The following is a 23,782-nucleotide window of genomic DNA, read 5'->3' on the forward strand; positions in this document are numbered from 1 at the left end:
GCCTTTGCGATCCGCACAAACGGATCGGGCCACGGCGCGGGTGTGGCGCTTTTTCTTTTTTTCATGCAAAAAAATTAAAAAAGCCTGTTGCAAAAAAAACCTAAACAAAGTATACTATGTCTCGTGAACTTCTTAACGGCAAGGGTAATGTGACTACTTAAAGGGTTAGGACCTCTTAGGACTAACTTTCCCCCGTGGTAGTTATACATGCCATTTTGCAGCTCACTTTCTGTTTTTTTATTTGTTTGAGAAAATTGGTTAAAAGGGGGATTCTTTTCATGGACACGATGGGTCGTCACGTTATCTCGGAACTTTGGGGATGCGACTTTGACAAACTGAATGATATGGATTTTATTGAAAAAACGTTCGTTGACGCCGCGTTAAAGTCGGGAGCGGAGATTCGTGAAGTGGCGTTCCATAAATTCGCTCCGCAAGGCGTAAGCGGAGTTGTCATTATTTCGGAATCGCATTTGACGATTCATACGTTTCCCGAACACGGCTATGCGAGCATTGATGTGTATACATGCGGCCATTTAGACCCGACGATTGCCGCCGATTACATTGCCGAAATGCTGGGCGCGCAAACGCGGGAAACGATTGAACTTCCGCGCGGCATGCGCCCGATCGAAGTGAAAAAGGCGCAGGCGCTGTAATGGAATAAGGATGGAACCAAAAGGAGCGTAAGCGAGACGCTCCTTTTTTTGCGTCCTTGGCGGTGCAACGGCGGCGAAAATCATGGTATGATGGAAGAAAAAGAATGACTTTAGGGAGACGTGGCCATGAGCATGTGGAAAACACTGAAATACGCCTTCACAAACCATTGTGAAACGCGGGAAAATCATGAAGACGAAGAGCTAAGGAGCCATTATTACAAAGCGACGAACCGCGCCGTCATCGATGCGGTCAAAGAGCTGCTCTCGTCGTTGCCCGGCGCCGAGCTCGTTTCTGTTTCCGAAGAGCGCGGTGAAATTTGTGCGCAAACAAGGCGCGGCAAAAAGTTGTTCATCGTCGCTACCGTCATTTCTGTGCGGCCGTTTGAAACGGCAGTCGACTTTTCCGTGACGACGGAGACGAAGCTATTGCCGTTTGATTTTGGGCATAGCCGAGCGGTCATTCTCGATTTGTATCGGAAGCTCAACGCCCGCTTGCCATATATCGGTTCTGGACTGAACAGCTAACTCTATCTTGTCTGCTTTCGTCCATTCCGGTATGATAGAGAATAAGAAAATCAACGGAGTGGATGTTATGCGATGTCCTTCATGCCATCATCAAGGTACGCGCGTGCTTGACTCGCGCCCGGTTGAAGAGGGTCGTTCAATCCGCCGCCGCCGGGAGTGCGAACAGTGCCATTATCGGTTTACGACGTTTGAGAGAATCGAGGAGCCGCCGCTGATTGTCGTGAAAAAAGAAGGAACGCGCGAAGAATTCAGCCGGGAGAAAATTTTGCGCGGCTTGATCAAAGCGTGCGAGAAGCGGCCGGTGGCGCTCGAGGAGCTTGAAAAAGTGACGCAGGAAATCGAGCGAGAGCTGCGCAATCAAGGCGTTTCGGAAGTGAAAAGCGAAACGATCGGCGAAATGGTGATGGAGCGCCTATCACACATCGATGAGGTAGCTTATGTCCGCTTCGCTTCCGTCTATCGTCAGTTTAAAGATATTAATGTGTTCATTGAAGAACTGAAAGAGTTGATTAAAAAAGGGCAACGGTAAAAAGGGCTTTGGCATTAGGCGGCAAGCCCTTTTTTCAACGTCTTTTCGGCAGGAAAGGGGAGAGCCGGTTTGAAACGAATAGGGCGGAATGGAAGGTCGGAGCGATGCAACACCATTGGAAAGAGCTGATTGCTGTCGACCGTTATACCGTGCAAAGCCGTGGGGTGTTGCATGAGGTGGACCGAAAAGTGCTGACGCTGCTTTACCAGCCGCTCATCGGCTGCCGCGCGTTGGCGCTTTATATGACGCTTTGGGGGGAGCTTGAGCTGCTTGACGGCCAGGAAGCGACCCATCATCGGCTCATGGCGCTCATGCAGTGCGGACTGCCGGACATTTACAGTGAACGGTTGAAACTCGAAGGAATCGGGCTGCTCAACACATACGTCCACGCTCCAGAGGCGGATGAACCGAAGCTGTTTCTTTATGAGCTGCGCCCGCCGTTGGCGCCAGACCAGTTTTTCCGCGATGAGATGTTGAGCGCTTTTTTGCATCGGCAAGTCGGCCGTCACTTGTTTATTCAGCTGAGCAACTTTTTTGCCCGTCCGTCCATTGATGAAACGAAATTCACCCGAGTGACGCGGTCGTTTTCCGATGTGTTTTCGGCTGTGCCTGCTGAACAAATCGTCGCCGGCTTCAGCGAAGAAGCCGGGCCCGAGCTGCTTGAGGGGAAGGATCACATCGGGCGGGAGGAGTCGTCATATGTGCTCGATGATGATGTATTCGACTTTGAGCTGTTTTTTGCCGGCCTGTCCAAGCAGCTGGTGCCGCGCCGAGCTGTGACAGCAAAAGTGAAGGAAGCGATTAAAAAGCTGGCGTTTTTATACGGCATTCCGCCGCTGGAGATGCAAAAACTGGTTCTTGGCGTCATCGATCCGGCCTATCATATCGATATTGACGCGTTGCGCCGAGCGGCGCGCGAATGGTATGAGCTCGAACATGGCGGTGTCGAGCCGCGTCTCGTGGAACGAGTGCAGCCGCTCGCCTATCGGACGTTGGAAAACATCGAACCGCGCACAAAAGAGGAGCAACTAATGAAACAGCTGGAAACGATTTCCCCACGCCAGCTGCTCAAGGAAATTTCAGGCGGCGTTGAGCCGTCGCTCGCTGATTTGCAGCTGATCGAAGATGTGATGTTTAAGCAGCAGCTGCTCCCGGGAGTTGTGAACGTGCTCATTTATTACGTCATGCTCCGGACGAATATGAAGCTGTCGAAAAAGTACGTAGAAAAAATCGCCAGCCATTGGGCGCGCAAGAAAGTGAAAACGGTGAAGGAAGCAATGGAACTGGCGAAAGAAGAGGCGAAAACATACCAAAACTGGGCGAACGAAAAGGAAAAAGGGACGAGGGCGGTGCGCAAAGTCGTGCGCACGGAAATCGTCCCCGACTGGCTGAACATGGATTACAGCCAGCCGGAGAATGATGATTTTGATGTCGAACAGGCGCGCAAAGAGCTGGAGGAACGGCTGAAAAAATACCGTGATGAATCATAGAGGGAAAAGCCATGGAACGAGTAAACCACCTGTTGCAGCGGTTGCTTGGCAATCAACGGTTTAAACAACGCTACGAACAAATGAAACGCTACATTTTGGAGCATCCGGACGTGCAGCCGTTTTTGCGGGCGCACGAACGGCAATTGTCGGCCGATGCAGTTGACCGCAGCTTGATGAAGCTGCATGAATTCATCGAGCAGCACGGGAATTGCCGCCAATGTCCGGGGCTCGAGCGGTGCCCGAACATGCTGCAAGGGTATCGGCCGAACTTGGTGATCAGCAGCGGCCGGATTGAGATTGAGTATGACCGCTGCCCAAAAAAAGTGCAATACGACGAGAGGAAGCGGCAAGAGTCGCTCATTCAAAGCATGTTCATGCCGCGTGAAATTTTGCGTGCTTCGCTCTCTGACGTTGATCTCAATGACGATGGACGGATCAAAGCGATCCGATTTGCCGAGCGGTTTGTGTCGGAATATGAGCCAGGGAAAAAAATGAAAGGCTTGTATTTGCACGGATCGTTTGGGGTGGGCAAGACGTATTTGCTCGCCGCGATCGCCAACGAGTTGGCGAAGCGGAACGTCCCGTCGCTGATCGTCTACGTGCCCGAGCTGTTTCGTGAGATGAAACATTCGCTTCAAGACCAGACGATGAACGAAAAGCTCGATTATATCAAAAAAGTGCCGGTGCTGATGCTCGATGACCTCGGGGCGGAGGCGATGTCAAGCTGGGTGCGCGATGATGTGCTCGGCCCGATCTTGCAATACCGGATGTTTGAAAACTTGCCGACGTTTTTCACGTCGAACTTTAATATGCAGCAGCTTTCCCACCATTTAACGTATTCGCAGCGCGGCGAAGAAGAGAAGGTGAAGGCGGCGCGCATTATGGAACGAATCCGCTATTTGGCCTATCCGATTGAAATCACCGGGCCGAACCGCCGCGAGCAAAATATATAAAGGCGATTTGAAACGTTATCGTTTGCACAGACATGTTGATGAACCAATAAAAACGATATAGACTCCCATGACGGAAAAAATTGGTCACCAATGGAAGGATGAAAATATCCCTCTATATTTTGCCCATTTTCGAATTCGGGTATTTTCAGCATAGATGCTATTTGAAGTGTTCCCATTTGGAGTTTTTACCGAGGATTTAATCGACTGTCGGGCGACCGAACCACGCCGCCTCCAGACCCATCGATGGGGCTGTGAAGCGGGCGGTTGCTCGGTCTTCCAAGCCACAGGCCTGCTTCGACAGTCGAAAATGGACCAATCGCTTTTCCGTCAAGGATGTGTTCAACTTCTTCATTGCATCTATATAACTTTTCTGCTGCAGCCGGCAAGCGGTTCGTTTGTCGACAGGGACGGGATAAAAAGGGGAATTTCCTTATAAACCAAACACAACACATATTGTTTTATGCCTGTATACGGTAATAAGAAAGGGGGCCCCGATTCGTTTGGGGCCCCCTCCTCGAACAATCAACTCCGCCAAGCTTTGTGCTTTTTTAGTCTAAATGGCCGGTTGTCCCCATATATATAAACCAAGCATTCCTTTCGAACCAAAGGGGGGGGACGGCGGGTGATCGAAATCCATTTCGACGAGGCAAGCGAGGCGGAAAAACTGTTTTGGCTGTTGCATCACCGGCCGCAACCGGATGACAGTCCGCTGTTTCATGCCGCCTATGATGGGAAGAAAACGGTGGCCGTTTACATACACGGCGAAGAGAAATATGTGCTTGAGTCGCATATCGTCCCAGCGATGACCGCATTTATGCAGGAGGTGATGGAAGACCGGCTGCTGCTATCCATCATTGCCAATGTTTTTTATTTCCGCGATGTCGAAGAACAGCAGCAAATTTTGGCCCTCGCTCATTCGTTTTTGGACGGCGAGCGGCGCGATTACCGGAAAAGCGCGGCGTTTGCCGCCTCGCGCACCGCGATGTTGCGCGACGCTTTCGCCTCCTTTTTGCGCGACGGCTTGTCGTTTTCGTTTTCTTCGTTCGTTACGTTCCGGTTGAAGCCGTATATGGAGCGCCTCCAACATTATGTCGAGCTGGCGATCGATGAATACAAGCTGGAGCAGGAGTATCAAAATTTTGTGCAAATGCTGCGCGACTGCCTGGCTGGCCGGGCGCCGCAATGGCCGCGCCTGTATTTGGTGCACGATCCGCCGCACTTCGTGTTTTACGACAGCGAGCAGCGGGAGCTGTCGACGGCGGAAGTGAGACAGTTGATCGATCGCCATCTCGTGTTCAGCCAGCCGATGTATATTGATGCATCGGTGCTTGCTCCGCTTGTCTCGCTTGCTCCGGCGGAAATTGAGCTGTACACCGATCATCCGGATGATGGCATGGTACAGACGCTGCAAAACGTGTTTCAAGAACGGCTGACGGTCTGCCGCCGCGCCGATTTTTCCCGCTTGTTTGCCGCCAACGCTGGAAATGGAGGAGAAGCTTGATTTTTCCTGCTGTTTTCGCTATAATGTCGTCATGAATATGGATGAATACAAGCGATGACGAGGACATGGGCGCATTTTTACGGTTTCCAGAGAGGGAAGGCAGCGGCTGGAACCTTCCTAACACGAAAAGTGCGCTTACCCCCTCAGAGCTGCGGCAGCGAACGCTACGCCCAGTAGTTGCCGCCGGCGGACGGCCGTTATCGTTGTTGAGCCATGGCGTTGTTTTGCCATGGGAAGAAGGGTGGAACCACGATGAAAACTCGTCCCTTTCGGAGGGAGGAGTTTTTTTCTTTTTCATCATCATGATAAAGGAGAGTGATTGCCGATGCCAGACGTCATTCGCATTACGTTCCCAGACGGGGCGGAAAAGGAGTTTCCAAAGGGGACGACGACGGAAGACATCGCTGCCTCGATCAGCTCGGGGCTGAAGAAAAAAGCGATCGCTGGAAAATGGAACGGCCGGTTCGTTGATTTGCGCACGCCGCTTCACGAAGACGGTGAACTGGTCATTATTACTCAAGACATGCCGGAAGCGCTTGACATTTTGCGCCATAGCGCTGCCCATTTAATGGCGCAGGCCATCAAGCGGCTGTACGGCAACGTCAAGCTCGGCGTCGGCCCGGTCATTGAAAACGGCTTTTACTATGATATCGACATGGAGCATAAGCTGGCGCCAGACGATCTTCCAAAAATCGAAGCGGAAATGCGCAACATTGTCAAAGAAAATCTCGAGATCGTCCGCAAAGAAGTGAGCCGCGAAGAAGCCATCCGGCGGTATGAAGAAATCGGCGATGAGTTGAAGCTCGAGTTGATCCGCGATATTCCGGAAGGCGAGACGATTTCCATTTACGAGCAAGGCGAGTTTTTCGACCTTTGCCGCGGCGTGCACGTGCCGTCGACCGGCAAAATCAAAGAGTTTAAGCTGCTCAGCATCTCGGGCGCCTACTGGCGCGGCGACAGCAGCAACAAAATGCTGCAGCGCATCTATGGCACGGCCTTTTTCAAAAAAGAAGATTTGGATCATTATTTGCACTTGCTTGAAGAAGCGAAAGAGCGCGACCACCGCAAACTCGGCAAAGAGCTCGAGCTGTTTATGACGTCGCAGCAAGTCGGACAAGGGCTGCCGCTTTGGCTGCCGAAAGGAGCGACGATCCGCCGCATCATTGAACGGTACATCGTCGATAAAGAAGTGGCGCTCGGGTATGATCATGTCTACACGCCGGTGCTCGGCAGCGTCGAGCTGTACAAAACATCGGGCCATTGGGACCATTACAAAGAAAACATGTTCCCGCCGATGGAGATGGACAATGAACAGCTCGTGCTGCGGCCGATGAACTGCCCGCATCACATGATGATTTACAAAAGCAAGCTGCACAGCTACCGCGAGCTGCCGATCCGCATCGCCGAATTGGGCACGATGCACCGCTATGAAATGTCGGGCGCTCTCACCGGACTGCAGCGCGTCCGCGGCATGACGCTCAATGACGCTCATATTTTCGTGCGCCCGGATCAAATCAAAGACGAGTTCAAACGCGTCGTGAACTTGATTTTGGAAGTCTATAAGGATTTTGGCATTCAGGAATACTCGTTCCGTTTGTCATACCGCGATCCGCATGACAAGGAAAAATATTACGACGACGATGAAATGTGGGAAAAAGCGCAGCGCATGCTTCGCGAAGCGATGGACGAGCTCGGCCTCGACTACTATGAGGCTGAGGGGGAAGCGGCGTTTTACGGGCCGAAGCTCGATGTGCAAGTGCGCACGGCGCTCGGCAAAGACGAAACGCTCTCAACGGTGCAGCTTGACTTCCTCTTGCCGGAGCGCTTTGATTTGACGTACATCGGCGAAGACGGAAAGCCGCATCGCCCTGTCGTCATCCACCGCGGCGTCGTTTCGACAATGGAGCGGTTTGTCGCCTTCTTGATCGAAGAATACAAAGGCGCGTTCCCGACGTGGCTCGCCCCGGTGCAGGTGAAAGTGATTCCGGTGTCGCCGGAAGCGCATCTTGACTATGCGTATGACGTGCATCGGACCCTGAAAGAACACGGATTCCGCGTCGAAGTCGACGAGCGCGATGAAAAAATCGGCTATAAAATCCGCGAGGCGCAAATGCAAAAAATCCCGTACATGCTCGTTGTCGGCGATAAAGAAGTGTCTGAACGAGCGGTCAATGTCCGCCGCTATGGCGAAAAAGAGAGCCGGACGATGGGGCTTGATGATTTTATCTCTTCCCTGCGTGAGGAAGTCCGGCGAAAATAGAGAAACAAACACCCGTGAATTTCAACCTTCACGGGTGTTTTTGTTGGTTATATATCGTTTTTTCATGATCGGTCGAACCCCTAAGGCCTGAGTCGGGTCATGAAATGGGGGAAATGCCCCCTGATTTAGCAGCAGGCATGTTTCAGAGCGATTTCATGTGCCTCTATGGTTCGCTCGATATCTTTTTCATCGTGAACAATGGACATCGAATAACGGTTTAACGGTTTGATATATATCCCTGCTCTTAACAGTTCGTAATCAATTTTTTTTCGCAGCGCCATGTCTGCCTTCACCATATCCCGATAATTTTTGACGGGTTGGTCAGTGAAAATGATGTTGAAAATGCTCCCCATTCCAAGGGTTTGCATAGGGACGCCATAGGAATGATACAATGCTTCGAGTTCTTTTCGCAATGTCGTTGTATGATGGAACAGGGACTCCATTACTCCTTCACTCTTTAATACTTCAATTGTGGCTAACCCTGCCGCCAGTACGATCGGATGTCCGTTGTAAGTGCCGCTATGAAATAAAGTATGTTTAGCGGCATTTTCATGTTTTTTTACTGCGAAAAGATCTTGCCCTTGGTTCGGTGCGCTAATCAACATCAGTTCTCTTTTCCCACCCACAGCTCCTATCGGGAATCCTCCTCCAAGTACTTTTCCTAATGCTGTTAAATCCGGCTTCACTCCATATATTTCTTGTGCTCCGCCTAGAGAAACCCGGAATCCGGTTTTGACCTCATCAAAAATCAGTAGAATGCCAAGCTCATTCGTTAATTCACGAAGTTTTTGGATAAAATCGGGATCAGCTGGAATGAAACCGCCTTGGACTGGTTCAAGGATGACGGCAGCGACATCGTTTTGATGTTTGCGTAAAATGGCTTCGGTAGTCTCTATGTCATTAAACGGCAATATAACAGTGTTTTGAACATAATAATCTGGAATTCCAAGTGATTCAGGAACAGCATGGGGGCAAGTCAGTTCCCCTGCCTTATCTAGGTCGGGATTTACACTCAGCAACACTTGATCGTAACTTCCATGGTAGTGCCCTTCAAATTTGGCTAATTTAGTTTTGCCGGTGTAGGCCATAGCGATTCGGATCGCCAGCAATGTTGCTTCCAATCCTGAATTGGTATAACGCACCATTTCGATGCCGGGGTATAGATTGACCAAAGTTTGCGCCATGATCGTTTCGAGTTCATGTGGAGTGCCAAATGTCGTCGTACCGCTTTCTTTTATTTGACTTTCAACAGCACGGAGGACTTCAGGATGGCCATGACCTAGAATCAGGGCTCCGTAAGATAGCAAATAATCAATGTATTCATTTCCATCCAGGTCATAAAGCTTGCTGCCTTTTCCCTTTTTCATTGCAATAGGGTGGGGAGCGAAATATTTAATATTAGCCGTCACTCCTCCGGGAATCCATTCACATGCTTTTCGGAAATACTCGGCTGACTTTGGCGTTGAATGAGATAATAGGTTTTCACTTTCAGACATCGTCATGGGATAAACCTCCATTTAGAAATTATAATTTCTTTATTAATAATTATATGAAATAAATATTTCATTATCAACAACATTCATTCAACTATTAAAGAATCATAACTGATAAATATTGGAATATATAGAATAATGAAATTTTTATTGCAAATAAAAATGATATGTGTTAAATTTATTTCAAATAATTATTTAGGAGGGATGGATGATGAAAACGAGATTTGCTTTTTTTATTCTAGCGGCAGCCGTTTTGGGGGCTGTCTTCGGTCACTTTTTTCCAGAAGCGGGAATTGCGATTAAACCAGTAGGAGATGGATTTATTCGTTTAATTAAAATGGTTGTAATTCCTGTTATTGTCTCTACCCTGTTAGTGGGCATTACAGGGGTGGGGGATATAAAGAGGATGGGAAGAGTAGGGTTAAAAACTGTGATTTGGTTTGAATTGATCACGACCATTATTTTGTTTATCGGTTTGGCGGTAGGCAATCTAGTAAAGCCCGGAGTTGGAACAAATTTAAATCGGTTGCCTAAGGCCGATATTTCTTCGATTGCAGAAAACACCTCTGTTGTGATGGACGGCAAGACATTGATTTTAAATATTATTCCCACCAATATTGTTGACTCCCTTGCTAGAAGTGACCTCCTTGCGGTTATTTTCTTTTGCGTTATGTTTGGAATTGCTTTAGTAAGCATTGGAGAGGAAGCAAAACTGGTCATTAGAATTTTGGAAGCGATTTCAAAAGCTTCATTTAAGCTTGTTAACATGGTGATGTTGGTTGCTCCGATCGGTGTATTTGCTCTTATGTCGGCAACAATCGGTACTTACGGCATCGGGTTGTTGTTGCCTTTGATTAAATTGATTGGAGCGGCTTATTTAGGATTGGCAGTTGTTTTATTTGGCTTATTTCCGATAGTAGCATTTTTATTAAAAATAAAGATTACCGATGTTTATAAAATGGTTTGGGATTTGATGATCATTGGAGCATCGACGGGGAGTACAGAGACGGTTGTTCCACAGTTGATGCAACGGGTGGAGAAATTTGGTGTTCCTAAATATATTTCTTCATTTGTGATTCCTTCAGGGATGCCGCTCAATTCCGATGGCACAACGCTTTATTTGACCATCGCCGCCTTATTTATCGCACAAGCCTTTGGGATTGAAATGAGCTGGTCAAAACAACTCATGATGATCTTGTTTTTCATTGTGACCAGCAAGGGAGTGGCAGCCGTTCCTTCTTCTTCTATGGTCATCCTTCTGGCAACGGGGACAGCGGTCGGGCTGCCGGCTGAGGGTGTTGCACTCATTCTAGGGATTGATCGGATTATTGATATGGCAAGGACGGCGGTGAATGTGATCGGACATGTGTTTTCGTCTGTGGCGGTGGCAAAATGGGAAGGGGTATTTTCACCAATAGGAGTAACCGCCATGCCTGTTGTGGTGCAAGAAGAAAAGCATTGGAGCAATACACCTCAGTGATGAAGGAATAATTGTTGTTTTAGGCTGTCGGAGGCGATCTTCCAAAAGCACTCCGACAGCTTGAGAAATGGAAAGCCATGTAGTGTTTTCATTTATAAAAAACACCAAAATGATCCCATATCGTTTCTAATTCTTCAAGTTTCCTTTGAACATCATTCCCCTTTTCTTTTCCTATAAAAGTAATCAGGGCGTTGATCAAACTAAGTGGGGCTACAAAAGAGTCGATGAAAGTCGGCATTTGACTCGAGGCCGTAAGAACAATATCAGAATAGGGAACTAAAGGTGATAATAAATGGTCAGTAATGGCAATGATCGTTGCCCCTTGCTTTTTACCATATGACAGCATTTTAATCGTACTATTTGTGTATCTGGAGAAACTAATGCCAATCATCACGTCTTTTTCGTTTATATCGTAGATTTTTTCTGCCCCTGCTTCTATTGAGTTCATCAAGTAAACGTCATTTAGAATGATTTGCAAATAGTAATGAAGAAAGATTCCCAGAGACGTTGCGCTGCGATTGGCAACGATGTAAGTCCGCTCGGCTTTTAGAATCGAATGAACCGCCTGTTTAAAGGCGTTTACATCCAACCGTTCCATTGTTGATTTGATATTATGAATATCGTCATGAAAAATGTCATAGATCCCTTTTTCATGTTCATAAACATGGTGAGACATTTGCAGTCGTTCTACAGTTGTCAACTGCTTTTGAACAGAATGTTGCATATATTGCTGAAGTTCAGGGTAACCCGAGTAACCAAGGAAATTGGCAAAACGTACAATGGTTGCCTCACTAACTCCTGTTTTTTCCGCTAGTTTTCCTACAGTAAAGAAAGGCACTTCATTTGGATGTTCTAAAATATATTTTGCGATTTTCACTTGCGATTTGCTCATTTGCGGGATTTTGCTGGCAATCAGTTGATATACATTCGACATGGCATGAAAATCCTTCCTTGCATATCGATTTTTTGTTTTCATTATATCATAATCAGAAAAGGAAAAATGTAAATTCTTTATGCTTCACGGACAGGCTGGTGAGCTAGGAGTGTATGGGAATCCCCGCTTTATAACTACAGGCAAGCGGAAGAACAGATCAATTTTTTCTTGCCAATCAGAAAATCATTCGCTATAATAGAGGACGTTGTGTTTATCAAGAGCCGCTCCTTGACACGCCATCGCCAAGGTGGTATAGTTTATAAAGTGGAATGATTGCTTGTTTGTAACGAAAGCAGAAGCGCCCGCTTCTCACCTGACCGACGCCAGGGCGGCTGTTGGCAGGTTGTTACGGTTCGCCAGCCTTTTTGTTCGAACGTCGTGCGCGGGTGCTTTTGTGCACCCGCGCTTTTTTGCTGGAAGCGGAGCTCTGCTGGCAAACAAGCCAGTCGGAAAAAACCTTGGAGGTGGCTCATTATTAGCAAAGATTTTATTATCAACGAACAAATTCGTGCCCGGGAAGTGCGCTTGATCGACCAAAACGGCGAACAGCTTGGCATCAAGTCGAAGCAGGAAGCGCTTGAGATTGCGGCAAGGCGCAATTTGGACCTCGTGCTTGTTGCGCCGAACGCCAAACCGCCCGTTTGCCGCATCATGGATTACGGCAAATTCCGCTTCGAGCAGCAAAAGAAAGAAAAAGAAGCGCGCAAAAAGCAAAAAGTCATCAATGTGAAAGAAGTGCGCCTTAGCCCGACGATCGAGGAGCATGATTTCAACACGAAGCTGCGCAACGCGCGCAAGTTTCTCGAAAAAGGCGATAAAGTGAAGGCGACGATCCGTTTTAAAGGGCGGGCCATCACCCATAAAGAAATCGGGCAGCGCGTCCTTGACCGCTTCTCCGAAGCGTGCGCCGACATCGCCATCGTCGAAACGGCGCCGAAAATGGACGGGCGCAACATGTTTTTAGTGCTCGCACCGAAAAATGACAACAAGTAAGGAGGAACTTGGGATGCCTAAAATGAAAACTCACCGCGGCTCGGCGAAACGGTTCAAAAAAACGGCGAGCGGCAAATTAAAACGCGGCCATGCGTATACGAGCCATTTGTTTGCCAATAAAACGAAAAAACAAAAGCGTCATCTTCGCAAAGCGACGCTCGTCTCGCCTGGCGATTTCAAACGCATCCGCCAAATGCTCGACAACTTGAAATAATGACCGACTATAGGAGGGAACGATTATGCCACGCGTAAAAGGTGGACCAGTGACGCGCAGACGTCGCAAAAAAGTATTGAAGCTTGCCAAGGGCTATTTCGGCGCGAAACACGCGTTATATAGAGTCGCGAACCAACAAGTGATGAAATCGCTCTTGTATGCGTATCGCGACCGCCGTCAACGGAAACGCGACTTCCGCAAATTGTGGATCGCCCGCATCAACGCAGCGGCCCGCCAAAACGGCTTGTCCTACAGCCGTCTGATGCACGGATTGAAACTGGCCGGTGTGGAAGTGAACCGAAAAATGCTCGCCGACTTGGCGGTGAACGACCAAGCGGCGTTTGCCCAACTTGCTGACTTGGCAAAAGCAAATTTGAATAAGTAACAACGATGGCCATCCTGGATCGGGATGGCCGTTTTTCTTAACCAAAGGAAGGGATCGATATGGTACAATACGGAATAGTGATCAACGTCCTCGCGTTTTTGATGATGGGGCTCGACAAATTCAAGGCAAAACATCGCCGCTTCCGCATCGCCGAGCGGACGCTATGGCTGTTGTCGCTCGCTGGGGGCGCCACCGGCGCCGCCGTCGGGATGTATGCATTCCGCCATAAAACGCGCCATCGGACGTTTCGCTATGGTTTGCCGCTGTTGTCGATCGCGGAATGGCTTTTTTGTTGGAAATGGATATCGTAGAAGGGGGAAAAGAGAATGAACTGGCCTTCGCTTTACCGTCTGCAGCGCGCCTTGGATGAGCGGATTGAAACGGAACACGGCCTTGAGCATGAAGATCTGTTCGACCGAAAAATGCTTGCTTTTCTCGTCGAACTTGGCGAACTGGCCAACGAGACGCGCTGCTTCAAATTTTGGAGCGTGAAACCGCCGGCGCCGGCGGAGCAGGTGCTCGAGGAGTATGTGGATGGTTTGCATTTTCTTTTATCGCTCGGACTGGAATGTGGATTTTTCTACGAAAAGAGAGAGATCCCGTCGGTTGAGCGGCTGCCTGTTGAACAGTTTCTCGCCGTGTTCCGCCACACTGACCGATTTGGGGAGACGAAAGCGCCTGAAGATTATGATGCGCTGTTCACGGAATATTGGCGTCTCGGCGTGACGCTCGGCTTTTCGTCCGAGGCGGTTGCCGCCGCGTATCGACGGAAAAATGAAGTGAACCACCAACGGCAAAATGAACGGTATTAACTGATTTTTTCGAAGGACGAATGATTGAATATTGCCAACCGTTAGAAGTATAATAAAAAAGTGGACAAAAACGGAAAGGGGTGCCAAGATGTCCAAGTTGGACGAAACGTTGACGATGCTGAAAGCGCTGACCGATGCCAAAGGCGTGCCGGGCAACGAACGGGAAGCGCGCGAGGTGATGAAAACGTACATAGCTCCTTATGCCGATGAAGTGACAACTGACGGGCTCGGCAGCTTGATCGCTAAAAAAGAAGGGAAATCCGGTGGACCGAAAGTGATGATCGCCGGCCATTTGGACGAAGTCGGCTTCATGGTGACGCAAATCGATGACAAGGGGTTCATCCGCTTTCAGACGCTCGGCGGCTGGTGGAGCCAAGTGATGCTTGCCCAGCGCGTGACGATTGTGACGAAAAAAGGCGACATCACCGGTGTCATCGGTTCGAAGCCGCCGCACATTCTTCCGCCGGAAGCGCGCAAAAAGCCGGTCGACATCAAAGACATGTTCATCGACATCGGCGCGACGAGCCGCGAGGAAGCCATGGAATGGGGCGTCCGCCCGGGCGATATGATCGTGCCGTATTTTGAATTCACGGTGTTAAACAATGAAAAAATGCTGCTGGCCAAAGCGTGGGACAACCGGATCGGCTGTGCGGTCGCCATCGATGTGCTCAAGCAGCTGAAGGGCGTCGACCATCCGAACACGGTATACGGCGTTGGCACGGTGCAGGAAGAAGTCGGCTTGCGCGGCGCGCGCACAGCGGCCCAGTCCATCCAGCCAGACATTGCCTTTGCTGTTGATGTCGGCGTGGCTGGCGACACGCCGGGGGTGTCAGAAAAAGAAGCGATGGGCAAACTCGGCGCCGGCCCGCACATCGTCTTGTACGATGCGACGATGGTCTCGCACCGCGGCTTGCGTGAGTTTGTCATCGAGGTGGCCGAAGAGCTGAACATTCCGTATCATTTTGACGCCATGCCGGGCGGCGGCACGGACGCGGGGGCGATCCACTTGACCGGCAGCGGTGTTCCGTCGCTGACGATTGCCATCCCGACGCGCTACATTCATTCACACGCCGCCATTTTGCACCGTGATGACTACGAAAATACGGTCAAGCTGCTTGTCGAAGTGATCAAACGGCTTGATGCCGACAAAGTGAAGCAACTGACGTTTGACTAATGGAAACACCGGCCCAAGCGGCCGGTGTTTTTTGATATTGCGGCGGGGCAGACGGCAGGGCGCCGGTTGAAACACAGCCTCCCTTAGAAGGCTGGTGATTTCATGAGAAAAGCCATTTCAGACCGATTCTTCCCAAATGGAGAAGTCTTGTCAAATCGGCTCTTACTTTCCTGACAAACTCTATCGATTTGACAAACATCATCGTTTTTCACCGGCCTTTATAGATGCAACGAAGAAGTTTAACATATCCTTGGCGGAACAGCTGTTTTCGGCTTCTCCCGCAGACGACGCGAGAGCGGAGATCAAGCTTTCATGCTTACCGCTTTGGATGTATAGCGATGCGAGATCGAAGCATCGCCGTAGAACCAAATGGCCACAAGCGGCGGAAATGTGATGGTCAGCAGCAAAGCAACGAGCAAAACGGTAAAGGAGAACGGGCTCAGCTTTTTGCCCAGTTCACCTTTATGCTTTTTCTCAAATTGCTTGATGGCCTCATTTTTGGAAAGGGAAGCGGAATCCAGCAGCTTTTGGCTATCAGCGTCGTAATAGAAAATTTGTTTGGCATGAAAAACGAACACGCTGTCCCTGATCTCGCTCCCTTGAGCGAACACGACTTGCACGGTTTTTGTCGTTTTCGTGTCGTTTTCGGTTACTTCCGTTGATGTGGTCATGCTGTCGAGGATTTGGACAGAACCATCTTTGTAGTAAGTCAACGTGTCTTTAAACTGCTTGTTTACCGCTTCCGTCAGAGCGGATGAACCGGCGCCGGACACGCGGAGCGGGACGAAAAACAAAAGCACGAAGAGAAAGAGGGTTGTCCATTTTTTAGTTTTCAAAATAATCAATCCTTTCTATTTTTTGTTTATTTTATCATAATTTATTGTCATTATTCCAGCTATTTGTATAGTTGGTAAATAGAAAAAAGGAACCGATCCCCGTCATGATTAATGAAGGAACGGGGACTTGGATTTCCCAAACGTTCCGACCAGAAACAAAGCAGGCGGTTATTGTTTCACCGCCTGCTCGAGTGTCGTGAGCATCATGTCTTTTTGCTGCTCGGTGGCGTGCGTCCAAATGGCTTCAAACAGGACGCCGAGGCCGGGCAAATATTTTTCCTCGCCGCGTTGGATCGCGTCTTCAATCGTGTTTTCAAGCTGTTCTTTGGAATTGTTGGCGACATTGTGCATAATGGCTTTCCGCAAGTTCAAATCCATCTGTCTCACCTCGTTAGCCGTATGGTACATCTTTATCGTTTGCCGATGGCGGCGGATTTATGCATCGGCGGTCGAAGTCGTTGCGCTTGCCAGACTATGGTATAATGAAGGCAAAGATCTTGGAAACGAGGGAAGAGAGGATGGCGGCTCAAACAAGATATGGATTCGAGCGAGCGGTGTTTCGCCAGCTGATTCATCTGTTTCAGCGCGAGGCGTTTCGGAAAGGGTTGATTGAAGACGGAGAGACATGGCTTCGCATGCTGGAAGACCGCAACCGGACGCCCCATACGTATGATGAAGAAACTGCGATGGACATTTATGAACGCATTCACACCGACTATATCCCGCTGTTTGACCGCTTGCTTGCCAAAATGAAACAACGGCTTGACTCGGCGACATGAGCGGCTGGCGTGCGGAACGGAACGCGTCTGGCTTTGTGAAGGAACTTGGCTTTGGGCGTGAAAGATGACAACCGTACACAGTTTGCTATAATCAAAAGAAGAAACTTGACGCATGAGGTGACGACCCAAATGGAAAAAGCGACATTCGCCGGCGGCTGCTTTTGGTGCATGGTGACGCCGTTTGAAGAACTCGACGGCATTTACGGCATCGTCTCCGGCTATACGGGCGGGCATGTCGAAAACCCGACGTATGAGCAGGTGAAAACGGGGACGACCGGCCATTACGAGGCGGTGCAAATCACCTTTGACCCGGACGTGTTCCCATATGAGCGGCTTTTGGAGCTGTATTGGTGCCAAATCGATCCGACCGATGACGGCGGCCAGTTTCACGACCGCGGCCCGCAATACCGGACGGCGATTTTTTACCATAACGAAAGACAGCGCCAGCTCGCTGAGCAGTCGAAGCGGGCGTTGGAAGAAAGCGGGCGCTTCTCGAAGCCGATCGTGACGAAAATTTTGCCGGCCACGACGTTTTATCCGGCAGAAGAGTACCATCAAAACTATCATAAGAAAAATCCGGACCATTACAAGCAAGACCGGGCCGCTTCCGGCCGCGACGAATTTATCGCCAAACATTGGGGGACGAAGCGGTGAAGCGGATCGAATCGCCAAAAAACGCGCGCGTGAAGCAATGGAAAAAGTTGCTGACGAAAAAAGGGCGCGACGAAACCGGGTGGTTTTTGCTTGAAGGATTCCATCTCGTCGAAGAGGCAGTGAAAAGCCGAGCGCCGCTTGTCGAGCTGATTGTGGACGAGCGGGCCGCGATTCCGCCCGGCTGGGACGTCAGCGATGTGCCGGTAGTGATCGTAACGGAAGCGGTGATGAAGGCGATCAGCAGCACGGAAACGCCGCAAGGGATCATGGCTGTCTGCCGGCAAGACACAGCGGAGCTTGGCGATGTGAACACGGCGCTGCTCATTGACGCCGTGCAAGATCCCGGCAATCTCGGCACGATGATTCGCACGGCTGATGCGGCCGGCATCGATGCGGTCATTTTAGGGGAAGGATGCGCCGATTTGTACAACCCGAAAGTCGTCCGTGCGACGCAAGGATCGCTGTTTCACCTTCCGGTTGTCAAAGGCGATCTGGCACAGTGGATCGCGCGTTTCCAAAAGCAAGGCATTCCTGTATACGGCACCGCCTTGGAGAACGCCGCCGATTACCGCACCGTTCGTCCGTCGCCTTCGTTCGCCTTGCTTGTCGGCAACGAAGGAAGCGGCGTCCGGCGCGAGCTGCTCGAGATGACGACAGAAAACGTCCACATCCCGCTTTACGGCCAGGCGGAGTCGCTCAACGTCGCGGTGGCGGCCGGAATTTTGCTTTATTCTTTGCGGGCGGTGCGGTAAAATGGAATCGAACATCAATCGGACAAGGGAGCAGGAGACAGATGGATGACGAACTGCGGGCGCTGCTGAACGCGGTGCTTGAGCGCCTTGACGTTCGAGGGGCCTACATCGAACAAATGCGCATCGATATCGTCAAGCTGCAAGGAAGCGTGAAGCAGCTTGAAGACAAAGTCGATCGCCTGCAACGTGATGTGGACGCCATGAAAAAAGACATGGACGCCATGAAAAAAGACATGGATGCCATGAAAAAAGACATGGATGCCATGAAAAAAGGACATGGTAGGGGTTAAAAAAGATGTTGCCGCGCTCAAGGAAGGGCAAGTGCGGCAGGAAAAAATGATGGAGCGCCTTGCGATCCGCTCGATTGAACAGGAAGCGGAAATCGATGAGCTGCGCAAAGAAATCTCGGCCTGACCTTGCCTTTGCCCGCCCATTTGCGTATAATGAATAGCGACATTTCCCATACCGACAACAACGATGACGGAGAAAAGTAGCTTGCTGCTCGCCATCCAGGGAGAAAACGCCATAGACTGGGAGCGTTTTTATGGCTGACGCAAGTGAAGTTCACCTCCCGAGTTGACACCGGGACCATCCCAGCGTGGGATGTAAAGGTGGTCCGGCTTTCGACCGTTATCGCAATGAAGGGAACAGCACGCTTGTGCTGTTAACAAGGGTGGTACCGCGAGCAACAACTCGTCCCTTACTGGGGCGGGTTTTTTTATTTGAAACGAGGAGGGATAGGCGTGAAAGAACGGTTGCATGAACTAGAGCGAGAAGCGCTTGCCAAAATTGAACAAGCTGGCGATTTAAAAGCGCTCAATGAGGTGCGCGTCGCCTACTTAGGCAAAAAAGGGCCGATTACCGAAGTGCTGCGCGGCATGGGGGCGCTGCCGCCGGAGGAACGCCCGAAACTCGGCGCGCTGGCCAACGAAGTGAGAGAGGCGATTCAACAGGCGCTTGAGGCGAAACAAACGAAACTGGAAGAAGAAGAAATCGAACGAAAACTGGCGGCCGAAGCGATCGATGTGACGCTGCCGGGCCGGCCGGTGCGGCTCGGCAATGCGCATCCGCTGACGCGTGTGATCGAGGAAATCGAAGACTTGTTTATCGGCATGGGCTACACAATCGCCGAAGGGCCGGAAGTCGAGACCGACTACTACAACTTTGAAGCCCTTAATTTGCCGAAAGGGCACCCGGCCCGTGACATGCAAGATTCGTTTTACATCACCGAAGAGATTTTGCTTCGCACCCATACATCGCCGATGCAAGCGCGGACGATGGAGAAGCACCGCGGGCGCGGCCCGGTGAAAATCATTTGCCCGGGCAAAGTGTACCGCCGCGACACCGACGATGCGACCCATTCGCACCAGTTTACACAAATTGAAGGCTTGGTGGTGGACCGCCACATCCGGATGAGCGACTTGAAAGGGACGCTGCGCGAATTCGCCCGCAAGCTGTTCGGCGAAGGGCGCGACATCCGCTTCCGGCCGAGCTTTTTCCCGTTCACCGAGCCGTCGGTCGAGGTCGACGTGTCCTGTTTCCGCTGCGAAGGGCATGGCTGCAGCGTCTGCAAAGGCACGGGCTGGATCGAAATTTTAGGCGCCGGCATGGTGCATCCGAACGTGCTTGAGATGGCTGGCTTTGATTCGAAAACGTACACCGGTTTTGCGTTCGGCATGGGACCGGAGCGGATCGCGATGCTGAAGTATGGCATTGATGACATCCGCCATTTCTATCAAAACGATCTACGTTTCTTGCGGCAATTTTTGCGTGTATAGCAGAAAAAGGAGGGGTTATAAATGCTCGTGTCTTACCGTTGGCTAAGCGAGTATGTCGATTTGACCGGCATCACCGCCAAAGAGCTCGCTGACCGCATCACCAAAAGCGGCATTGAAGTCGAGCGGGTCGAAGCGCTCGACCGGGGAATGAAAGGAGTCGTCATCGGTCATGTGCTTGAATGCGAGCCGCATCCGAATGCCGACAAACTGCGGAAGTGCCTTGTTGATCTCGGTGAGGGCGAGCCGGTGCAAATCATTTGTGGCGCCCCGAACGTCGCGAAAGGGCAAAACGTCGCCGTCGCCAAAGTCGGGGCGGTGCTGCCGGGACATTTTAAAATCAAACGGGCCAAGCTGCGCGGCGAAGAATCGAACGGCATGATTTGTTCGCTCCAAGAGCTCGGCGTCGAAACGAAAGTCGTGCCAAAAGAATACGCCGACGGCATTTTCGTCTTCCCGAGCGACGCGCCGGTCGGCGCCGATGCGTTGGAATGGCTCGGCTTGCACGATGAAGTGCTCGAACTCTCGTTAACGCCCAACCGCGCTGACTGCTTAAGCATGATCGGCGTCGCCTATGAAGTGGCCGCCATTCTCGGCCGCGCGGTGAAGCTGCCGGAAGCGGCGGTCAAAGAAAACAATGAAATGATCCACGACTACATTTCCGTCCGCGTCGAAGCGCCGGAAGACAATCCGCTGTACGCCGGGCGGATCGTGAAAAACGTCCGGATCGGCCCGTCGCCGCTTTGGATGCAGGCGCGCTTGATGGCCGCCGGCATTCGCCCGCACAACAACGTCGTCGACATTACGAACTATATTTTGCTTGAGTACGGCCAACCGCTGCACGCGTTTGACTACGACCGCCTCGGTTCGCGGGAGATCGTCGTCCGCCGCGCGAAGGAAGGCGAAACGATTGTGACGCTTGACGATGTCGAACGGAAGCTGACCGACAATCATCTGGTCATCACGAACGGCCGCGAGCCGGTCGCCTTAGCCGGCGTAATGGGCGGGGCCAATTCGGAAGTGCGTGACGACACGAAAACGGTGTTCATTGAAGCGGCGTATTTTGCGAGCCCGATCATCCGCCAGGCGGTGAAAGACCACGGGCTGCGCAGCGAGGCGAGCACCCGCTTTGAAAAAGGGATCGATCCGGCGCGGACAAAAGAAGCGCTTGAACGCGCCGCGGCGTTGATGGCTGAATACGCCGACGGTGAGGTCGTCGGCGGCATCGTCGAAGCCAGCACATGGAAAGAAGAGCCGGTGGTCGTGACGGTCACGCTTGAACGGATCAACGGCGTCCTCGGCACGGCGATGTCGAAAGAGGAAGTGGCCGCGATTTTGGCGAACTTGCAATTTCCGTTCACAGAAGACAACGGAACGTTCACGGTTCATGTCCCATCGCGCCGCCGTGACATTGCCATCGAAGAAGATATCATCGAGGAAGTCGCCCGCTTGTACGGCTACGACCATTTGCCGGCGACGTTGCCGGTGGCCGAGGCGAAACCGGGCGGGCTCACGCCGTACCAGGCGAAGCGCCGCCGCGTCCGCCGCTATTTGGAAGGAGCCGGCTTGTTCCAAGCGATCACGTATTCATTGACGAGCCCGGACAAAGCGGCGCGTTTTGCGCTCGAGACGGCGGAACCGATCCGCTTGGCGCTGCCGATGAGCGAAGAGCGGAGCGTTTTGCGGCAAAGCTTGATTCCGCATCTGCTTGAAGCGGCGAGCTACAACCGCGCCCGCCAAGTCGAGAACGTCGCCTTATACGAAATCGGCTCCGTCTATTTGTCGCGCGGGGAAAACGTCCAGCCGGCGGAAAACGAGCGGCTCGCCGGCGTCATCACCGGTTTATGGCATGCTCACCTTTGGCAAGGGGAGAAAAAAGCGGCCGATTTCTATGTTGCAAAAGGCGTGCTTGACGGCTTGTTCGACCTGCTTGGGCTGTCTGATCGCATCAGCTACCGCCCGGCGAAGCGCGCCGATTTGCATCCGGGGCGGACGGCCGAGATCGTGCTTGACGGAACGGTGATCGGCTTTGTCGGCCAGCTCCATCCGGCGGTGCAAAAAGAGTACGATTTGAAAGAAACGTACGTCTTTGAACTCGCCTTGTCCGAGCTGTTGAACGCGGAAAGCGAAGCGATCCGCTACGAGCCGATTCCGCGCTTCCCGTCCGTCGTGCGCGACATCGCCTTAGTCGTCGACGAAAACGTCGAAGCCGGCGCCCTCAAGCAAGCGATCGAAGAAGCCGGGAAGCCGCTGCTGAAAGACGTCTCCCTCTTTGACGTCTACCAAGGCGACCGTCTGCCGGCCGGGAAAAAATCGCTCGCCTTCTCGCTCCGCTACTATGATCCGGAGCGGACGCTCACCGATGAAGAAGTCACGACCGTTCACGAGCGGGTATTGGCTGCGGTCGAAGAGCAGTTTGGCGCGGTGTTGCGCGGGTGACAGGAACCGCCGAAACTGACCGAAGAGGTCGCCTGCCCTTAGGATAGGGCGCAACCTATCGTCGGGCAAAAACAAGATCGCAGCGAAAGAGGGTGTTTCCATCCTGTTGGGACACCCTCCGTTTCGTTTCGGCGCGTATGTCAGCGTTTCGCAATTGGGAAGGGCCGGTTTTGCGCTGATTTTCTGCTGAAATCACTGATCTTCTAGGCGAAGATAAGGGGGATGTAAATGCGAAACATGGCATGGCTCATCGCGGTGTTTTTGTTGTTCGGTTTGTATGGCTGCGGCGGCGATCGAAAAGAACGCGCCGAGCGAATGGAATCAGCGGGCCAAACAGAGCTGATTGTTTCCGCCGCGGCCAGTCTGCAAGAAGCGCTGGAAGAAGCGAAAACGGCGTTTGAACGAAAGCATCCGAACATCCGTATTCACTATAATTTTGGCGCATCGGGCGCTTTGCAAAAGCAAATTTCCGAAGGAGCGCCGGTCGATCTCTTTTTTTCCGCCGCTGTCGAGCCGTTCGCGAAGCTGAAACAAGAAGGGCTGATCGATTCTAGGCACGAAAAAACGGTGCTCGCCAACGAGCTGGTGCTCATCGTTCCAAAACAAGGAGAAGGAGCGATTCGGTCGCTCGGTGACCTGATCCGCGCCAAACGGGTGGCGATCGGCATTCCGGAGTCGGTGCCGGCCGGCATGTACGCGAAACAAACGCTAGAGAAGGCCGGGCTGTGGAAGCAAGTCAAACCGAAGCTCGTCTACGCGAAAGACGTGCGCCAAGTGCTGACCTACGTGGAAACCGGCAACGTCGACGCCGGATTTGTGTACCGGACGGATGCGCTCGTGTCGGACAACGTCAACATCGCCGCCGCGGTGCCAAGCAGTATGCACGGCCCGATCGTCTACCCGCTCGGCGTGATCAAAACGAGCAAACATCTCAAGGAGGCAAGGGAGTTTTACTCTTATTTGACGAGTGAACAGGCGCTCCACACCTTCGAACAACACGGGTTCCGCCGCGCCCGTTAGAAAGCGCGTGAAAGCCTACTGTTTCCCTTCATCGATGGGGGAATGTGGGAAAAGCAGCACCGATGCTACAGGGGGCTATTTGAGAAACGATGCAGGGAAGCAACATGCCGGCTTCAATCCCCATCTTTCTA

25 protein-coding genes, 1 pseudogene and 3 other annotated features are annotated in these 23,782 nt (G+C 51.5%); of the genes and pseudogenes, 22 read left to right on the forward strand and 4 right to left on the reverse strand.

Translation table 11 applies throughout. The features are described 5' to 3' along the window. Positions 1–278 precede the first annotated feature (278 nt). The 7 genes from speD to thrS all read left to right on the forward strand — a co-directional run bounded on the left by speD (position 279) and on the right by thrS (position 7,911). Complete coding sequence (speD, locus tag N685_RS0109270) at positions 279–653, forward strand: adenosylmethionine decarboxylase (protein ID WP_031407735.1); 375 nt, start codon at positions 279–281, stop codon at positions 651–653. Positions 654–779: 126 nt separating this feature from the next. Further along, on the forward strand, positions 780–1,178 hold the full coding sequence (locus N685_RS0109275) for an aminotransferase class IV (protein ID WP_031407737.1): 399 nt from the start codon (positions 780–782) through the stop codon (positions 1,176–1,178). Positions 1,179–1,245: 67 nt separating this feature from the next. Further along, complete coding sequence (gene nrdR, locus N685_RS0109280; RefSeq protein WP_013144522.1) at positions 1,246–1,707, forward strand: transcriptional regulator NrdR; 462 nt, start codon at positions 1,246–1,248, stop codon at positions 1,705–1,707. Between the two features lie 104 nt (positions 1,708–1,811). Beyond that, on the forward strand, positions 1,812–3,197 hold the full coding sequence (locus N685_RS0109285) for a replication initiation and membrane attachment family protein (protein WP_031407740.1): 1,386 nt from the start codon (positions 1,812–1,814) through the stop codon (positions 3,195–3,197). Positions 3,198–3,208: 11 nt separating this feature from the next. Next, complete coding sequence (gene dnaI, locus N685_RS0109290; protein WP_031407742.1) at positions 3,209–4,150, forward strand: primosomal protein DnaI; 942 nt, start codon at positions 3,209–3,211, stop codon at positions 4,148–4,150. Between the two features lie 622 nt (positions 4,151–4,772). Next, complete coding sequence (gene ytxC / locus N685_RS0109295; protein WP_031407744.1) at positions 4,773–5,651, forward strand: putative sporulation protein YtxC; 879 nt, start codon at positions 4,773–4,775, stop codon at positions 5,649–5,651. 45 nt (positions 5,652–5,696) lie between these two features. Next, positions 5,697–5,922, forward strand: a binding site (T-box leader). Between the two features lie 54 nt (positions 5,923–5,976). Continuing rightward, positions 5,977–7,911 (forward strand): threonine--tRNA ligase, encoded by a 1,935-nt coding sequence (thrS, locus tag N685_RS0109300; protein ID WP_031407746.1) that lies wholly within the window; start codon positions 5,977–5,979, stop codon positions 7,909–7,911. Between the two features lie 125 nt (positions 7,912–8,036). On the opposite strand, the gene N685_RS0109305 is transcribed toward thrS, so the two are convergent. After that, complete coding sequence (locus N685_RS0109305) at positions 8,037–9,413, reverse strand: aspartate aminotransferase family protein (protein ID WP_031407748.1); 1,377 nt, start codon at positions 9,411–9,413, stop codon at positions 8,037–8,039. Between the two features lie 202 nt (positions 9,414–9,615). Between N685_RS0109305 and N685_RS0109310 the strand changes: the two genes are divergently transcribed. Next, positions 9,616–10,884 (forward strand): dicarboxylate/amino acid:cation symporter, encoded by a 1,269-nt coding sequence (locus N685_RS0109310; protein WP_033842328.1) that lies wholly within the window; start codon positions 9,616–9,618, stop codon positions 10,882–10,884. An 88-nt stretch (positions 10,885–10,972) separates the two neighbouring features. Here N685_RS0109310 and N685_RS0109315 read toward each other — a convergent pair whose 3' ends face one another. Beyond that, a complete protein-coding gene (locus N685_RS0109315) occupies positions 10,973–11,818 on the reverse strand; it encodes a MurR/RpiR family transcriptional regulator (RefSeq protein WP_031407752.1) in 846 nt (281 codons plus the stop codon). Between the two features lie 284 nt (positions 11,819–12,102). Continuing rightward, positions 12,103–12,236, forward strand: a sequence feature (ribosomal protein L20 leader region). A 53-nt stretch (positions 12,237–12,289) separates the two neighbouring features. Here N685_RS0109315 and infC point away from each other — a divergent pair. The 6 genes from infC to N685_RS0109345 all read left to right on the forward strand — a co-directional run bounded on the left by infC (position 12,290) and on the right by N685_RS0109345 (position 15,396). Next, positions 12,290–12,811, forward strand: coding sequence for a translation initiation factor IF-3 (gene infC, locus N685_RS0109320; protein ID WP_071880206.1), 522 nt, complete (start codon positions 12,290–12,292; stop codon positions 12,809–12,811). A gap of 13 nt (positions 12,812–12,824) precedes the next feature. Beyond that, complete coding sequence (gene rpmI, locus N685_RS0109325; protein WP_011232191.1) at positions 12,825–13,025, forward strand: 50S ribosomal protein L35; 201 nt, start codon at positions 12,825–12,827, stop codon at positions 13,023–13,025. A gap of 25 nt (positions 13,026–13,050) precedes the next feature. Further along, entirely contained in the window at positions 13,051–13,410 is a 360-nt protein-coding gene (gene rplT, locus N685_RS0109330) for a 50S ribosomal protein L20 (protein ID WP_031407757.1), read from the forward strand. A gap of 59 nt (positions 13,411–13,469) precedes the next feature. Continuing rightward, positions 13,470–13,721, forward strand: coding sequence for a DUF1294 domain-containing protein (locus N685_RS0109335; RefSeq protein ID WP_031407759.1), 252 nt, complete (start codon positions 13,470–13,472; stop codon positions 13,719–13,721). Positions 13,722–13,736: 15 nt separating this feature from the next. Next, the gene (locus N685_RS0109340) at positions 13,737–14,222 is read left to right on the forward strand and encodes a dUTP diphosphatase (protein WP_031407761.1); all 486 of its coding nucleotides are present in this window, start codon (positions 13,737–13,739) and stop codon (positions 14,220–14,222) included. A gap of 88 nt (positions 14,223–14,310) precedes the next feature. Continuing rightward, positions 14,311–15,396: a M42 family metallopeptidase gene (locus N685_RS0109345; protein ID WP_031407762.1), complete on the forward strand. Its 1,086-nt coding sequence runs from the start codon at positions 14,311–14,313 to the stop codon at positions 15,394–15,396. Positions 15,397–15,698: 302 nt separating this feature from the next. On the opposite strand, the gene N685_RS0109350 is transcribed toward N685_RS0109345, so the two are convergent. Together N685_RS0109350 and sspI are read right to left on the reverse strand one after the other, a co-directional pair. Beyond that, positions 15,699–16,232: a hypothetical protein gene (locus N685_RS0109350; RefSeq protein WP_237746889.1), complete on the reverse strand. Its 534-nt coding sequence runs from the start codon at positions 16,230–16,232 to the stop codon at positions 15,699–15,701. Positions 16,233–16,400: 168 nt separating this feature from the next. Beyond that, entirely contained in the window at positions 16,401–16,610 is a 210-nt protein-coding gene (gene sspI, locus N685_RS0109355; RefSeq protein WP_031407766.1) for a small acid-soluble spore protein SspI, read from the reverse strand. Positions 16,611–16,816: 206 nt separating this feature from the next. On the opposite strand from sspI, the pseudogene N685_RS0109360 reads away from it, so the two are divergent. The 8 genes and pseudogenes from N685_RS0109360 to modA form a co-directional block, all read left to right on the forward strand. Then, positions 16,817–17,011: pseudogene (locus N685_RS0109360) on the forward strand (HI0074 family nucleotidyltransferase substrate-binding subunit); the annotation flags it as partial. 129 nt (positions 17,012–17,140) lie between these two features. Continuing rightward, positions 17,141–17,665 (forward strand): peptide-methionine (S)-S-oxide reductase MsrA, encoded by a 525-nt coding sequence (msrA, locus tag N685_RS0109365; protein ID WP_031407770.1) that lies wholly within the window; start codon positions 17,141–17,143, stop codon positions 17,663–17,665. Further along, complete coding sequence (locus N685_RS0109370) at positions 17,662–18,417, forward strand: TrmH family RNA methyltransferase (RefSeq protein ID WP_031407771.1); 756 nt, start codon at positions 17,662–17,664, stop codon at positions 18,415–18,417. The genes msrA and N685_RS0109370 overlap by 4 nt, the downstream gene beginning before the upstream one ends. A 41-nt stretch (positions 18,418–18,458) precedes the next feature. Then, positions 18,459–18,707 carry a hypothetical protein gene (locus N685_RS18390; RefSeq protein ID WP_237746890.1) on the forward strand — a complete coding sequence of 83 codons (249 nt, stop codon included), beginning with the start codon at positions 18,459–18,461 and terminating at the stop codon, positions 18,705–18,707. Further along, a complete protein-coding gene (locus tag N685_RS20040) occupies positions 18,694–18,831 on the forward strand; it encodes a hypothetical protein (protein WP_237746891.1) in 138 nt (45 codons plus the stop codon). The genes N685_RS18390 and N685_RS20040 overlap by 14 nt, the downstream gene beginning before the upstream one ends. Positions 18,832–18,885: 54 nt before the next feature. Further along, positions 18,886–19,121: a binding site (T-box leader), on the forward strand. 39 nt (positions 19,122–19,160) lie between these two features. Next, complete coding sequence (gene pheS, locus N685_RS0109380) at positions 19,161–20,195, forward strand: phenylalanine--tRNA ligase subunit alpha (RefSeq protein WP_031407773.1); 1,035 nt, start codon at positions 19,161–19,163, stop codon at positions 20,193–20,195. A gap of 21 nt (positions 20,196–20,216) precedes the next feature. Beyond that, positions 20,217–22,631, forward strand: coding sequence for a phenylalanine--tRNA ligase subunit beta (gene pheT, locus N685_RS0109385; RefSeq protein WP_031407775.1), 2,415 nt, complete (start codon positions 20,217–20,219; stop codon positions 22,629–22,631). A 228-nt stretch (positions 22,632–22,859) separates the two neighbouring features. Further along, positions 22,860–23,651, forward strand: coding sequence for a molybdate ABC transporter substrate-binding protein (gene modA / locus N685_RS0109390; protein WP_031407777.1), 792 nt, complete (start codon positions 22,860–22,862; stop codon positions 23,649–23,651). Positions 23,652–23,782: the final 131 nt, after the last annotated feature.

Origin of the sequence: Geobacillus vulcani PSS1 (assembly GCF_000733845.1) — a bacterium.
GTDB lineage: Bacteria > Bacillota > Bacilli > Bacillales > Anoxybacillaceae > Geobacillus > Geobacillus vulcani.